Source organism: Clostridium sp. CM042 (assembly GCF_055080995.1).
Genome location: NZ_CM143646.1, coordinates 2,837,337 through 2,852,465, shown reverse-complemented (window position 1 = coordinate 2,852,465; position 15,129 = coordinate 2,837,337). Strand labels below are relative to the sequence as shown.

11 protein-coding genes and 2 riboswitches are annotated in these 15,129 nt (G+C 32.7%); of the genes, 1 reads left to right on the top strand and 10 read right to left on the bottom strand.

The window, feature by feature from the left end:
- Positions 1-52: 52 nt before the first annotated feature.
- From rbr to ACWJJ7_RS13665, 5 genes are all read right to left on the bottom strand, one after another.
- Positions 53-637, bottom strand: a complete 585-nt coding sequence (rbr, locus tag ACWJJ7_RS13685; RefSeq protein ID WP_462962566.1) for a rubrerythrin — start codon at positions 635-637, stop codon at positions 53-55.
- A gap of 142 nt (positions 638-779) precedes the next feature.
- Positions 780-2,309: an alanine/glycine:cation symporter family protein gene (locus tag ACWJJ7_RS13680; protein ID WP_462962565.1), complete on the bottom strand. Its 1,530-nt coding sequence runs from the start codon at positions 2,307-2,309 to the stop codon at positions 780-782.
- 227 nt (positions 2,310-2,536) lie between these two features.
- Positions 2,537-3,340 carry a MetQ/NlpA family ABC transporter substrate-binding protein gene (locus ACWJJ7_RS13675; RefSeq protein ID WP_462962564.1) on the bottom strand — a complete coding sequence of 268 codons (804 nt, stop codon included), beginning with the start codon at positions 3,338-3,340 and terminating at the stop codon, positions 2,537-2,539.
- Positions 3,341-3,390: 50 nt separating this feature from the next.
- A complete protein-coding gene (locus tag ACWJJ7_RS13670; RefSeq protein WP_462962563.1) occupies positions 3,391-4,035 on the bottom strand; it encodes a methionine ABC transporter permease in 645 nt (214 codons plus the stop codon).
- A gap of 42 nt (positions 4,036-4,077) precedes the next feature.
- The gene (locus ACWJJ7_RS13665; RefSeq protein WP_462962562.1) at positions 4,078-5,067 is read right to left on the bottom strand and encodes a methionine ABC transporter ATP-binding protein; all 990 of its coding nucleotides are present in this window, start codon (positions 5,065-5,067) and stop codon (positions 4,078-4,080) included.
- Positions 5,068-5,186: 119 nt separating this feature from the next.
- Positions 5,187-5,291, bottom strand: a riboswitch (SAM riboswitch).
- Positions 5,292-5,384: 93 nt separating this feature from the next.
- A riboswitch (SAM riboswitch) is annotated at positions 5,385-5,504 on the bottom strand.
- A 556-nt stretch (positions 5,505-6,060) separates the two neighbouring features.
- Between ACWJJ7_RS13665 and ACWJJ7_RS13660 the strand changes: the two genes are divergently transcribed.
- Positions 6,061-8,523, top strand: coding sequence for a transglycosylase domain-containing protein (locus ACWJJ7_RS13660; RefSeq protein ID WP_462962561.1), 2,463 nt, complete (start codon positions 6,061-6,063; stop codon positions 8,521-8,523).
- A 378-nt stretch (positions 8,524-8,901) separates the two neighbouring features.
- On the opposite strand, the gene glmS is transcribed toward ACWJJ7_RS13660, so the two are convergent.
- The 5 genes from glmS to buk form a co-directional block, all read right to left on the bottom strand.
- Positions 8,902-10,728, bottom strand: a complete 1,827-nt coding sequence (glmS, locus tag ACWJJ7_RS13655) for a glutamine--fructose-6-phosphate transaminase (isomerizing) (RefSeq protein ID WP_462962560.1) — start codon at positions 10,726-10,728, stop codon at positions 8,902-8,904.
- Between the two features lie 479 nt (positions 10,729-11,207).
- The gene (glmM, locus tag ACWJJ7_RS13650) at positions 11,208-12,557 is read right to left on the bottom strand and encodes a phosphoglucosamine mutase (RefSeq protein ID WP_462962559.1); all 1,350 of its coding nucleotides are present in this window, start codon (positions 12,555-12,557) and stop codon (positions 11,208-11,210) included.
- Between the two features lie 374 nt (positions 12,558-12,931).
- On the bottom strand, positions 12,932-13,345 hold the full coding sequence (locus ACWJJ7_RS13645; RefSeq protein WP_462962558.1) for an SHOCT-like domain-containing protein: 414 nt from the start codon (positions 13,343-13,345) through the stop codon (positions 12,932-12,934).
- The gene (locus ACWJJ7_RS13640) at positions 13,338-13,730 is read right to left on the bottom strand and encodes a DUF2089 family protein (RefSeq protein ID WP_462962557.1); all 393 of its coding nucleotides are present in this window, start codon (positions 13,728-13,730) and stop codon (positions 13,338-13,340) included. The genes ACWJJ7_RS13645 and ACWJJ7_RS13640 overlap by 8 nt, the downstream gene beginning before the upstream one ends.
- A 319-nt stretch (positions 13,731-14,049) precedes the next feature.
- Positions 14,050-15,120 (bottom strand): butyrate kinase, encoded by a 1,071-nt coding sequence (gene buk, locus ACWJJ7_RS13635; RefSeq protein WP_462962556.1) that lies wholly within the window; start codon positions 15,118-15,120, stop codon positions 14,050-14,052.
- Positions 15,121-15,129 lie beyond the last annotated feature (9 nt).

The following is a 15,129-nucleotide window of genomic DNA, read 5'->3' as shown; positions in this document are numbered from 1 at the left end:
GGGCATGTAACTCCCACTTGTAGAAGTGGGAGACTTTCCTTCTGAAATGTCGTTAATATTTTTCAGAGAATATTTCAAAATATGCTTGAGGATGTGCGCAAGCTGGGCATAATTTAGGAGCACTTTTTCCCTCAAAAATATAACCACAGTTTCTACATTTCCAAATAACTGATTCATCTTTATTAAATACTGTATTATTTTCTATATTACTTAATAGTTCTCTGTATCTTTCTTCATGATGTTTTTCAACCTCAGAAATTTTTCTATAAACAAAAGCGATATCCTCAAAGCCTTCCTCCTGCGCAACTTTTGCAAATGCTGGATAAAGATCTGACCACTCTTCATTTTCTCCATTTGCTGCTGACAATAAATTTGCTTTAGTATCTCCAAGACCTACAGGATATGTGGCATTAATTTCTACCACTTCTCCATTTAAACTTTCATTTAAAAACTTAAAAAATCTTTTAGCATGCTCTTTCTCATTATCTGCTGTTTCTGTGAATATATTAGCTATTTGTACATATCCCTCTTTATTCGCTATAGACGAATAATAAGTGTATCTATTCCTAGCTTGTGATTCACCTGCAAATGATTTCATAAGATTTTCAGCTGTTTTTGTGCCCTTTAATGTTTTCATAAAATGCCTCCTTGTTTTTCTACTTAAAGAAAATAGTTATCTCTATTAAAGTATTCCCTAAATAGTATAATTCCCCTCTTTTAAGCCATGTTATTTTTAAGAAAACTTAATAAATGACCTGTTTATCCAGTTTATTTGCACCTTATTTCCAAAAATCAGTATCAATACCAATAGACTTTGACTTAAACTTAGTTCCATCGGTTTTTTTGTAATTTTTCAATATTTTTAATGCAGTGTTAGATCCAATTAATATAATTGGAACATTCACATAAACTAAAACAATATTTACAAAATCACCTATGTACCATAAATTTGTAAGTTCTAAGCCTGCAAGAACTGTTAGTGCTCCAAATGGAACAAAGAATAATGCACCAACCAAACGTATTCCCATGATAAATTTCTTATTTCTAGATATTAAATTTGCGGAGACTTCTGCAAATAATATTAATCCGAGCAATGTTGTAAATGCAAACATTCCATAGCATAGTGAAACAATAATCGTAACTGCTCCATCCAATGCAGTACCAGGAACCAAGTATTTGATTGAGGATAGATAAACTGTAAGTTTAGACGCTTGTATATTCTCCCAAGCAACTCCAGCAGTACCTGTCCAAACATGAGCCATAACAATAACAAATCCAGTCATGCTACATATTACCATCGTGTCAAGAAAAACTCCTAGGGATTGTACAAATCCTTGTTCTGCAGGATGTTTATTCTCCGCTGTAGCTGCCGCCATTGTAATTGTTCCTTGTCCAGCTTCATTGGACATTAACCCACGCTTAATTCCTTGAGCTAAAGCCACTCCAAATGCTCCACCAAATAATGCATTAGGTTTAAATGCTCCACCAACTACTTCTTTAAAGAAATATGGAACTTTATCTAAATTAACTAATATTATTAAAACAACTATAATTGTATATATAACCGCCATAATAGGTACTATTATGTCTGTAACCGCCGTAACTCTTTTAATTCCTCCAATTACAGTTAAAAGAACTGTAATTATTAAGACTATTGCTATACCATAATAAACAGTAGATTGACGTCCAAAGGTCTTCCCAGTTACAGTATCAGCTATTGAACCGAAGCTTGTAAATAAATGAAAAGCTTGAGATGGGATAACAAACAGTGCATATATTATGAAAAGTGAAGACAGTACGACACCTACCCAACGTTTATTGCCCAAAATCTTTTGCCCATAAAAGGGTAGTCCTCCTACGTACTCATTTCCGTTTTTTTCCTTAAAAAGCTGTGCAAGTACTGATTCTACAAAAGCCGTAGACATTCCAAAGAAAGCTGAAACCCACATCCAAAATAGTGCACCTGGTCCACCAACAGATATTGCTCCTGTAACCCCCATAATATTACCTGGACCTACACGCATAGCAGAACTTAGTAAAAATGACTCTAATGAACTAACTCCAGTATCTGTTTCCTTCTTTGTAGCAAGAATCTTAATTCCTTTTTTAAATGCCATAACTTGAATAAATCCAGTTTTAAATGTAAGATAAATTCCTGTTCCTAAAAGTAAAATAACTGCGAATGCAAAATTACCTAAAACCGGAATGTTTTGATACCACTTAAAATTAGTTGGAAATTCCCATAGAAAATCCGCAATAGGAACTATAAAATCAAAAAAATTATTTATTGCTTGAAATAATACACTCATTTTTAAACCTCCATATTATAATATTCTCCTTATTATGCATTTTAGAATTAATTATTCCAAAAATTGATTTGCATACGGTAATTATACACTAATAAGGTATAAAATGAATTTTTAAAAAGATAAAAGTATAAAGATGCCGTTAAACTTTATGCTTTACTATAAAAAAATCATCTTACTTTCGACTATTACGCCCAAAGCAAAATGATTTTATGGTTTTATATTTTTATTTAGAAAGCAGGAATTATATTTCCTTTATATTTATCTTCAATGATTTTTTTAACTTCTGGAGAATTTAACGCCTTTGAAAGTGCCTCTATATAAGGTTTAGTTTTATCTTCTTTTCTAACTGCAAGTATATTAGCATAAGGAGAATCTTTTGATTCAATTACTAGTGCGTCTTTTGTCGGATTTAAATTGGCTTCTATTGCAAAATTTGAATTTATAACCGCTGCATCCACATCTTTTAAAATCCTTGGAAGTTGGGGAGCCTCTAATTCAGTTATTTTAAAATTCTTTTTATTTTCAGTAATATCAAGTTTAGAAATAAGATCTCCACTTTTTAGTTTTAATAGCCCTTCCTTCTCAAGCACTCTAAGTGCTCTTGCTCCATTTGTAGGATCACTTGGAATAGCTATTTTAGCTCCATCTTTTAAATCACTGAGCTTTTTATATTTATTAGAGTACACGCCCATAGGTTCAAGATGAACCTTTACAGTATAGTCTAGGTCCACTCCCTTTTCTTTACTAAAGGATTGCAAATAAGGTATATGTTGAAAGAAATTAGCATCTAATTGTCCCTCGGCTAGTGCAGTGTTTGGTGCCACATAGTCAGTAAATTCTACTATTTCAAGAGTATATCCCTCTTTTGCGAGAATTGGCTTTATAGCCTCTAATATTTCTTTATGAGGCACCGGTGATGCACCTACCTTAATGATTTTTTTCTCAGTTACAGCCACCTCTTTTTTTGCTCCACATCCACTCAGTGTAAAAATCACAACTACTGTTAATAATATGCTTAGTATTTTTTTCATTTTTAATTTCCCCCTCTTATTTTTCTTTTAATATTTTTATAATTCAAAATTTATTTAATCATTTTTCTGTACAATATATTTCCTAAGGCTTGAATGATTTGCACAACTGCGATTAATATAATTACAGTGTATATCATGATATCTGACTTAAATCTATAGTAACCATATTTTACGGCTACATCTCCAAGTCCCCCTCCACCAATTGTTCCAGCCATAGCTGAGTAACCTATAATGTTTATTATTGTTAACGTAACTCCAAGAACTATAGAGGGCATTGCCTCTTTTAGCATAACCTTAAATATAATTTGATAGGTTTTTGCACCAAAAGATTTAGCGGCTTCAATAATTCCATAATCTACTTCTAAAAGTGCAGATTCTATTATTCTTGCAGCAAAAGGTGCTGCACCAAGCGTTAGAGGAACTATAGCTGCATTCGTACCTATGGTTGTTCCAACTATAAACTTAGTTAAAGGAAATATAGATATCATTAATATAATAAAGGGAAAAGACCTAAGTATATTTATTACTAAATTTAATCCTTTGTAAATTAAAGTGTTTGACCTTAAACCTTTAGGACCAGTTATAATTAATCCCACTGCTGAAATAAATCCTATAATAACTGTAAAAACCGTGGATACTGTTACCATATATATTGTGTCTATTAGTGCAGGTAATAAAATTTCTTTAAATAGCATTTATACTCCCCCTTTGTATTCCTCTTAAGTAGATAACAGTTATTAATTGATATATCCATCATTCTGCATTAAACAATCATTTATTTCCCACGCTATTGATTTTTCATCTAAATAGTTTAATATCTTTTCCTTATTATCCTCACTCGCATTTATTATAAGACTTCCCATTACGTTATCCCTAAATTTTTCAAGCCTTCCCCATACTATTGAAAAATCAATATTTAACTCCCTGGCAATTGATGTTATAAGACAACTCTGAGTAATTTCCTTTGTAAAAAATATTTTAATGTTATATCCCGTACTAGGCAGTAATTCTTCCTCTCCCATAAGTGTTTGCATTTCCTTTGTTGGCCTAATAAATAGTTCATCGGTAATGCCTTGGCTTTTAATTTCCCCTCCTTCTAAAAGAATAAATTTATTACAAATTTCTTTTACCACTTCCATCTGATGAGTAACTACAATAATTGTTATATTAAATTTGTTATTGATATCTCTTAAAAGCCCTAATATGGATTTTGTAGTTTTAGGGTCTAGTGCAGAGGTGGCTTCATCACAAAGTAATATTTTCGGATTAAGTGAAAGCGCTCTTGCGATTCCAACTCTTTGCTTCTGACCTCCGCTAAGTTGTTTTACATTGGTGTTTACTTTATCCTTTAGTCCTACTAACTCTATTAAACTATCTACTCTTTTTTTAATAAAATTTTTATCGTTTCCCCATATTTCTAGTGGAAATGCTATATTTTCAAAAACATTTTTACTATTAATAAGATTAAAACTTTGAAATATTATGCCAACATTTTTCCTAAACTCTCGAAGTTCCTTTTGACTTAGCTGTTTTACCCCTTTTTCCATTATATTAATAGTACCTGTATCATAGGTTTCAAGCCCATTAAAGCATCTAAGCAAAGTGGATTTACCAGCTCCACTATGACCAATAACCCCATAAATATCACCTTCCTCTACTGTAAAAGAAATATCATTTAACACTTTCACCCCTGAAAAACTTTTACTTACACCTCTAACTTTAATCATGATATCCCTTCTCCTTTTCATTTCTTATAATTCATCTTTACCTTTTGATACTTTATTTAAACATTGCTCTAAAAAAAAATAGAGACCAAGAATAAACTTGGGCTCTATTGCCAAACTTATTCTTATCTTGCAGCAATGCTGCAGGAATTAACACCATGTATCATAATAATGATACTGGTTGTCGGGTTTCATAGGGCCAGTCCCTCCACCTCTCTTGATAAGACACTATTAAATTTTACTTTCAATTTACAATAAAAACAAAAACCTCTTTCATCATTATATAATGATGAAAGAGGTATAAAATTACAAAGACACCTCTCTCATCTTCCGCTAAGTTACAATGAAATTAGCGCAGGATTTAGCACCTATTCAGACAATAACGTCTGATGGTTGCCGAGATGTCATCGGGCCGGTCCCTCTATCTCTCTTGATGAGAATTAACTGATTTATTAAATTAGATTTATAATATCACTATATGAATGTTATGTAAAGAAGTTTTTATTTATATTTTTTAATAATGATGTTTCATCAAAATATATATTTTGTTAATACTTTATATATAACATAAATATTCATGTTACATTATTTATGTTATAATATATTGTAATAATTATATTGTTCTAGGAGGATGGATACATTGTATGGCTAACGTTTGAAATGCCAATAAGAAATAATTAACACCTATAGAAAGTAAATCATATACCATGGTGTTATTGATAAAATTGTAAAATAATTATACTATACACACATAAAATAAGCACTTTTTTAATAGTATAAAAGAGACCCATAAGATCTCTTTTATGTGACCTAGCATTACAATTTTAGTAATATTCACTTTAATTATCACATAATAACAATTGAATATAGACCTAAAAATAGGATAATACTTATGGCGACCAAGTAAGACCCCCCCCTTGCGTATATATGAAGCATGGTCATCCAGGACTAACCCTGGACATTTTTTTGTATAATAAAAAAAAGGAGGAGATATTAATGGATAAGAATAAAAATGTAGAAACCGTAAAAATAGAACCGGTTAAAAAGAAACTTTGGAAAAAAATCGTTAAAGGTTTATTGATATTTTCTGCAATAATTTTCGTATCAGCTACGATAACTTTAGGATATGGTTATATTAAATATGGGGCTAAAATAGAGGCAACTATAAAAGATGCTAACAATATAGCACAAACCATAAACGAAACCGCTTTTAATACCCGAAAACCAACACAATTTTATGATACTAATGGTAAACTATTAAAAGAATTTAAGACCAATACATATTATTACACAAAAGAAGCAGACTTAAATCCCTATGTAGGCAAAGCTATTACTTCAATAGAAGACCAAAGGTTTTATGAACATGGTGGTATAGATTATAAAGGTATAAGGAGAGCTGCCTGGGTATATATAAAATCCAAGGGCAATATCATACAAGGTGGTTCAACAATAACGCAACAACTTGCAAGAAATGTATTCCTTACATTTGACGTAACCTTATCGAGAAAATTAGAAGAGTCTGTTATAGCTCAGAAATTAGAAGAAAGATATTCAAAAGAGCAAATATTGGAATTTTATATAAATAACATAAACTTCGGCAATGGATGTTATAGTATTGAAAGTGCTTCACAATTTTACTTTCAAAAGAATAATAAGGATTTAAGTATATCTCAAATAGCTATGCTTATTTCAATACCTAATAATCCATCTATTTATAACCCCGTGACGCATCTGGACAATGCTATAAAGAGGAGAGACTTAGTTTTAGATAAAATGCTAAGCTTAGAACAAATTTCACAAAATGATTTTGATACAGCAAAAGCAGAAGTTATCAAATTAAATATTAAACCTCATACAGCACCTGAACCTATGAGTTACGATATTCAATATGCTGTTCACAATGCAACCTTAAAGTTAATGGAGCAAGATGGTTTTGTTTCTAAATATTCTTTTAGTAATGATAAGGATAGAAAAGCTTATTTCACTAAATATAATGATGAATATGAGAATAAAGAAAAACAACTTCTTAGTGGAAGATATAGGATAGATACATCTATTGATACTACAAAACAAGAAAAATTACAAAGTGTAGTAGATAGTCATTTAGAGCAATATACAAGCACAGATGACAAAACAGGTTTATATAAAAAGCAAGGTGCAAGCGTTACTATAGATAATAGTACTGGTGAAGTAGTAGCTATAGTTGGCGGTAGAAGCCAAGATGGTAACACCTTTAACAGAGCCTTCTTAGGTGTAAGACAGCCAGGTTCCGCTATAAAGCCATTACTTGCATATACCCCTGCATTTGAAAAAGGATACATTCCCGCTAGTGAATATACAGACGCAGCATTTGATAATGGTCCCGCTAATGTTGATTTTAAATACAGAGGGTCTGTATCTTTAAGATATGCAGTTGAGATATCTATAAACACTATCCCTGTTAGATTAGTGGACGAAATGGGCGTAAAGAATTCATTGAAATATTTACAAAACATGGAATTTAAATATATAACTCCTCAAGATATTTACCCTATAATCGCTATAGGTGGTTTTACAAAGGGTGTTACTTCCGTTGAAATGGCTTCAGGTTATTCAGCCCTCGCAAGAAACGGTGTATTCGTAAGCCCGACTAATGTACGTAAAATTACCAATACAGTAATTAATGAGGTATTATTTGAAAATAAACATACACAAACTAAAGTATATGATAGTGGAGCTTCTTATCTTATGACAGATACTTTAAAGGGTGTGCTAACAGAAAGTCGAAGTCATTCAAATTTAGCCCTTAGTAACTATCCTTTTACTGCAGGTAAAACAGGAACTACAGATCAATCAAAAGACGCTTGGTTTGTAGGATATACACCTTATTATACAACATCTGTATGGGTAGGAGATGATACTCCGACGCCGCAAAACATGTATGGAGCTAATGAACCCGGTCAGATATGGAAAGAATATATGGAGTATCTACACCAAGGTCTAGAACAAAAGGACTTTACTCGTCCTAATACAGTAATTGATAGGAACGGAGTATTAATGGATACTCTATATATCAAATTAAATGAAAATGGTAAAATAAAAACTGAAAAGAAAGTCATAGAAAAACCAAGTGATGATGCCGCAAAAAAAGCAAGCGATGATGCTGCAAAAAAGGCAAGCGATGATGCTGCAAAAAAAGCAAGCGATGATGCTGCAAAAAAGGCAAGCGATGATGCTGCAAAAAAAGCAAGCGATGATGCTGCAAAAGCAGCAGCAGACAAAGTAGCTGCTGACGAAGCTGCCGCAAACGAAGCTGCCGCAAACGAAGCTGCAGACAAAGCAGCTGCAGACAAAGCAGCTGCAGACAAAGCAGCTGCAGACAAAGCAGCTGCAGACAAAGCAGCTGCAGACAAAGCGGCTGCAGACAAAGCAGCTGAAGACGCAGCAGCAAAAGAACAAACACCAGCCCCTACACAATAACCCAGCACGAACGTTAAATCATCTCCTGCGGAGCTGCACATCTTCGAAGAAGATGAATTAACGACTTCAGAAGGATATTTATACTCTCACTTAAGTTTTCTGTTTTTTAGAGTATGTAACTCCCATCTATAGAAGTGGGAGACTTCCTTCTGAAATGTCGTTAAACAATAACAATATTTCATTTAAAAGAGGGTAAGTATTTTTAAATACTTACCCTCTTTTTTTAACACTATATTTAAGCATACCGTTGATAATAATCTGCGTGTGGAGGCCCGGAGTAATAAAAAAATAAAGGAGTGCGGGGAGTTACCCTCTCACTCCTTCATTTTTGGGACAATATTCATTGTTTGAATACACATGAATACCATCTATTTTATATTATTCCACCGTTACTGATTTTGCAAGATTTCTTGGCTTATCAACATCGCATCCCTTTTGGATTGCCATGTAGTAAGATAATAATTGTAGTGGAATTACTGAAATTACTGGTGCTAATATATCCATTACTTTTGGTATATAAGTTACGGAATAAACTGATTTTTCAATTTCAGTGTGTCCAACTGGCGCAAAAGCAAATACTTTTGCTCCTCTAGTAGCTACTTCTTTTATATTACTTACCATCTTATCAAATAACTCTTCTTGAGTAGCTAGTGCTATAACTATAGTCCCTTCTTCCATAAGCGCTATAGGACCATGCTTTAACTCTCCTGCTGCATAGGCATCTGAATGAATATAAGATATTTCTTTAAGCTTTAATGAACCTTCCATTGCAACTGCATAGTCAAGTCCACGTCCTATAAAGAACATATCTTTGTGCATATAAGTTTTTGCTGTGAATTTTTGAACAGTTTCCTTATTTTTAAGCACCTGCTCTGCCTTTTCTGGAAGCTCCAGCATAGCTGCTTTAATTTCTTCTATTTCATCTGTGCTTAATGTTTCGTTATTCTGAGCAAAGAATAATGCTATTATATACATTGCTATAAGCTGAGTTACATAAGCTTTAGTAGATGCAACTGCTATTTCTGGTCCAGCCCAAGTGTATAGTACGTCGTCTGCTTCTCTTGAAGCTGCGCTACCGACTACATTAGTTACTGCTATAACTCTAGCACCTTTTGACTTTGCAAGCCTTAAAGCGGACATAGTGTCTGCAGTTTCTCCTGATTGACTAATAACTATCATCAATGTGTTTTCGTCCATTATTGGATCTCTATATTTAAACTCAGAAGCTATATCTAATTCAACTGGTATTCTTGCAAGTTTTTCTATAACATATTTACCTACAACTCCTGCATGGTATGCAGTTCCACATGCTACTATATATATTTTATTTAAATTTTGAATTTGCTCTTTAGTTATAGTTATTTTATCTAGAGATATTGGCTCTCCTAGAACTACTCTTGATGTCATTGTATCTCTGATTGCCTTTGGCTGTTCATGGATTTCTTTTAGCATAAAGTGCTCATATCCACCTTTTTCAGCAGCTTCTGCATCCCAAGTTACATGGAACACTTCTTTATCTATAACTTCGTTTTCTGCATTAATAAGCTTTATTCCATCACTTGAAATTACAACAAATTCGTTATCTTCCAATAAATATACTTCTCTTGTGTGATTTAATACTGCTGGTATATCTGAAGCTACAAAAAATTCATCTTCGCCAATACCTACTATTAACGGACTATCTTTTCTTACTGCCACTAATTTATCTGGTTCATCACTTGATATTACCGCTATTGCATAGCTACCTTCCATTTTAGTAGTAGCCTTCATTACCGCTTCAACAATATTTCCATCAAAGTAGAAATCTATAAGGTGTGGTATTACTTCTGTGTCAGTTTCAGATGTAAATTTATATCCTTTTGACATTAACCATTCTCTTAAACGTATATAATTTTCTATAATCCCATTGTGAACTACACTAATAGTTCCTTTTTCATTAGTATGTGGGTGAGAATTTTCATCTGATGGTTTACCATGAGTGGCCCATCTAGTATGTCCTATACCCACTTGTCCAATAAGCGGCTCTTCTAATAATTGAGCCTCTAAATTTGCAAGTCTTCCTTTGCACTTTGTAACGCTTAAAACTCCATCATTTATAATTGCGATTCCTGCTGAATCGTATCCTCTATATTCTAATTTACTAAGACCTTCTACCAAGATTGGTGAAGCCTGTTTTTTCCCAAAATATCCAACTATTCCGCACATATTCATCTTCCTCTCAAATTTAAAATTTTACACAAATCAACACTAAAGTGCTTTATTACCTTTGGTGCTATTCGTAATATTTATAAAGGTTTTAACACCAGATTGATCTTGTAACGAAAATCACTAATCGCTTTTATCAACCATTAACGGTAGTGCGCTACCGCGGGGCATCCGCCGAAGATTCGATACTCCCCATCCTCGTCAACTCATAATGCATAATAACTACTAATGCTCATTATGAGTCCTGGCGCTTTAAAATCATCTAATTCTCTCTATCCTCCTTTACCATAATATTTACATTCACAAATACGTAAACTGAAAGCTTATGAACCTTTCACATAAGCTTTCAGTCTATTATATTCATTTTATAACCTAAACGTCAATGCTTTTAATGATAAGTTAACTTAATAGTTACTTTTTTCTACTATAATTTAGGTCATTTGCCATATTATTTAGCAATCATGAGATTTTATACTATCTTACTTATTTGCTTTTTCCTGGATTAATTTCGCAAGAGCATGCGCCATTACGTCTAATTCGCTTTGTACTTTACCCTCGAGCATTACTCTCACTAAAGGCTCTGTACCTGAAGGCCTTATAAGCACTCTTCCACAACCATCTAATTTTTCTTCTATTTTTCTAATCTCTTCAACTATTTCACTATCAGTTTCATGTATGTCCTTTTTATCATTAGGTACTGTTGCGTTAACTAATACTTGCGGAAGTTCTGTCATCATTGCTGCAAGCTCCGATAATGGTTTTCCTGATTCTTTAATAACAGTGGCTAATTGAAGTCCTGATACAAGTCCATCCCCTGTAGTATTAAAATCTAGGAAAATTACATGTCCTGATTGCTCTCCACCTAGGCTATAACCCTCTTCTTGCATTTTCTCAAGTACGTACCTATCTCCTACTTTAGTTTTAACTGTAGTTATGTTTTCTTCCTTCATCGCAATATCAAGGCCCAAATTACTCATAACTGTTACTACTACTGTATTTTTAGTTAATTTACCAATATCCTTTAAGTGTTTAGCACAAATAGCAATTATAATATCTCCATTTATGAGATTTCCTTTCTCGTCTACAGCTAAACATCTATCTGCATCACCATCAAACGCTAGTCCTAAATCGCAATTATTTTCTTTAACAAAAGCCATTAAATGCTCAGGATGAGTAGATCCACAGTCTCTATTTATATTTATGCCATCTGGATCATTGTTAATAACTAAAACCTCAGCTCCTAGATCTCTTGTAGCTCTTACTGAAGTAATATGCGAAGCCCCATTAGCACAATCTAATGCTATTTTAAGCCCTTTTAAGTCTCCTGAAATAGTAGATTTAGCAAATTCTATATAATCCTCTACAGCACTGTGATTAACTGTTTTTTTACCTAAATCACCTGCTATTGGTGATGGTACTCCTTTAAAATCACTTTCTATGACTGCTTGTATTGTATCCTCTAATTCATCAGACAGCTTGAACCCATTGTTGTTAAAAAATTTTATTCCATTATATTCTACCGGGTTGTGAGAAGCTGAAATAACAACCCCTGCATCTGCTCCATATTTTCTAGTTAAATATGCTATAGCGGGTGTTGGAACTACTCCAAGACATATTGCCTCTGCCCCTACAGATAAAATTCCTGCAACTAAGGCCGATTCTAACATATCTCCCGAAACTCTTGTATCCATTCCTACTAAAATTTTAGGTTTATGAGCTCCGCTTGTTAATACAAACGCTCCTGATCTTCCTAACTTATATGCAAGCTCCACTGTTAATTCTGTATTTGCTATACCACGTACTCCATCTGTCCCGAATATTCTACTCATATTTTTCTACCTCTTTCTCAATATTATATGGATTTATTACAGGTCATCCTAAACAAAATAACTAATCAATATGTTAGTGTTTTATTTTCAAACCTGTATTAGTCTTTTTTTATTTATATTAATTCACTGAAAACTACTTTCTAAATTTAATAATATTTAATCGTACTCTATGCTAAAATCTTATTATTTTGTTCTACTATTTATGTATATATATAGTAATTTTTTTTGTGTAGATGCATGAAAACTAATTATATTATACTACAGTGATAAGTATTTGTAAAAAAAGTCTCAGTATTTTACAGTATACTTGTCAGAAAAATAGCCCAACTCACTTATTTGGGTTGGGCTAAATCAGCTCCTAGGCCTTTGCAATATTATTCTATAACAATCTCAACTGTATCTCCGTCTCCACTTTGTATATCTACGATTTTCCCATCCATTCCATTATCTATGGCATCTAGTATACTTTGAGTCATTGCATCCATATCTACATTTTCCATGCTATCTACATTTACGTTTGGAATTCTCCCGAATGTTTTTATCATACCGCTTACAAATTTCAGCGGAAGGTTAACATTTACATTGTCAATTCCCTTAGATTTTATCTTTATTTTGAGCATTTTAGAATGTGTTTTGCTATTAGTGTGGCTATTATTTGGTGCTTCTTTATCTAAAATAATAAATTCTTTACTTTCCCCATTTAAAGCTTCCATAAGCTGCATAGCTTCTTCTGAATTGATTTTACCTTCTTCAACCATTTTTAATATTCTTGAAATTTCTTCATTCATTATTTTCCCTCCTTTTCTGAAATGTTGTTAACATAATTAATGCTTCATCAGCAGTAATTTCACCTTTGTCTAACATATCTAATACATCCTTTTTATCAGTGGCTGCTTTTTGATTTAAAACAGTATACCCGAGTGCTTCAATAACATCATCTAGCTTTGCTGTAACTGCCTGATATGCTATGCCAAGTTCTTTTTCCACATCCTTAATGTTTCCTCTAGATTTTAAGAATACTTCAACAAAATTTAACTGTTCACAATTTAAATAATCAAATCTAGATAATTCAAATTGGTTTTCCATCATAGTATTACATCCATCACATTTCAATCTAGTTACTTTTAATCTAGAGCTACAAATTGGACATTTACTTAATATTTTGCACGCCATACTTTACCACCTTCTTCCATTATATTCATTATATTATCATTAATTAAAATATTCAATATAGAAATTAATTATTTCAATATTTTTAACGACATTTCAGAGGGAAAGTCTCCTACTTCTATAAGTGGGAGTTACTTACCCTAACAAATAGAAAACTTCAGTGGGAGTATAAATCTCCTTCTGAAGTCGTTAATATGCAGCTCCGCAGGAGATGATTTAAGGCAGCTTCAAAAAAATAACTAGCTGGTATGCTAGTCTATTTTTTTGAAGCTGCCTAGATAGATTACTTTAAAATTATAAAAACAACTTATTAATATATTGGTTATTTGTATTCTTTTGCCTTTTCTTCACCGTTTAATATTCTTAAGCCACCTTGAGTTAATGCTAGTAATTCATCTTCACCTGGATAAACTACAACATTTGCTATGAATTCTACTCTTTCTTTTATGTAATTAACTGTAGCCTTTCCATAAGCTATTCCTCCAGTTAAAATTATAGCATCGACTTTTCCTGATAAAACTGCTGCACATTGTCCAATTTCCTTAGCTACTTGATATGCCATAGCCTCAAAAATCAATTTAGCTTTTTTATCGCCAGCTTCTACTTTCTCTATTACTTCTCTAGCATCATTTGTATCAAGATAAGCAACAAATCCACCTTTTCCATTTATCTTCTTTTGCATATCTTCTGAAGTGTATTTTCCGCTAAAACACATTTCAACTAAATCTCCTACTGGTAATCCTCCGGATCTTTCTGGTGAAAATGGGCCTTCTCCATCTAGTCCGTTATTGACATCAACAACTCTTCCATCCTTGTGAGCTCCTACTGAAACTCCGCCACCCATGTGTGCTACTATTAAATTAAGTTCTTCATATTTTTTGCCATTTTCTTTTGCATACCTTTTAGCTACTGCTTTTTGATTTAAAGCATGAAAAATACTCTTTCTTTCTATTTCTGGCATACCTGATATTCTAGCCACATCAATAAGTTCATCCACAACTATTGGATCAACGATAAATGCTGGTATATCTAAAGATTTTCCGATTTCACTTGCAATTAGTCCTCCTAAATTTGAAGCGTGCTGGCCTTGAACTCCAATTTTCAAATCATGAAGCATAGCTTCATTTACAGCATAAGTACCACCTTCAATAGCTTTTAGAAGTCCTCCGCGGCTTACTATGGCATCCAAAGTTTTTATATCAAAGTTCTTTTCTTTAAGTATATTTAATATAGCATCTCTTCTGAAATTAAACTGTTCATATATACCTTTAAATTCACCTATTTCCTCTGAAGAATGTCTTAATGTTTCTTCTAAAATTCCATTTTCATCTTCATACACACCTATTTTAGTAGAAGTTGAACCAGGATTAATAATTAACAATTTATATGACATATTGTTCCT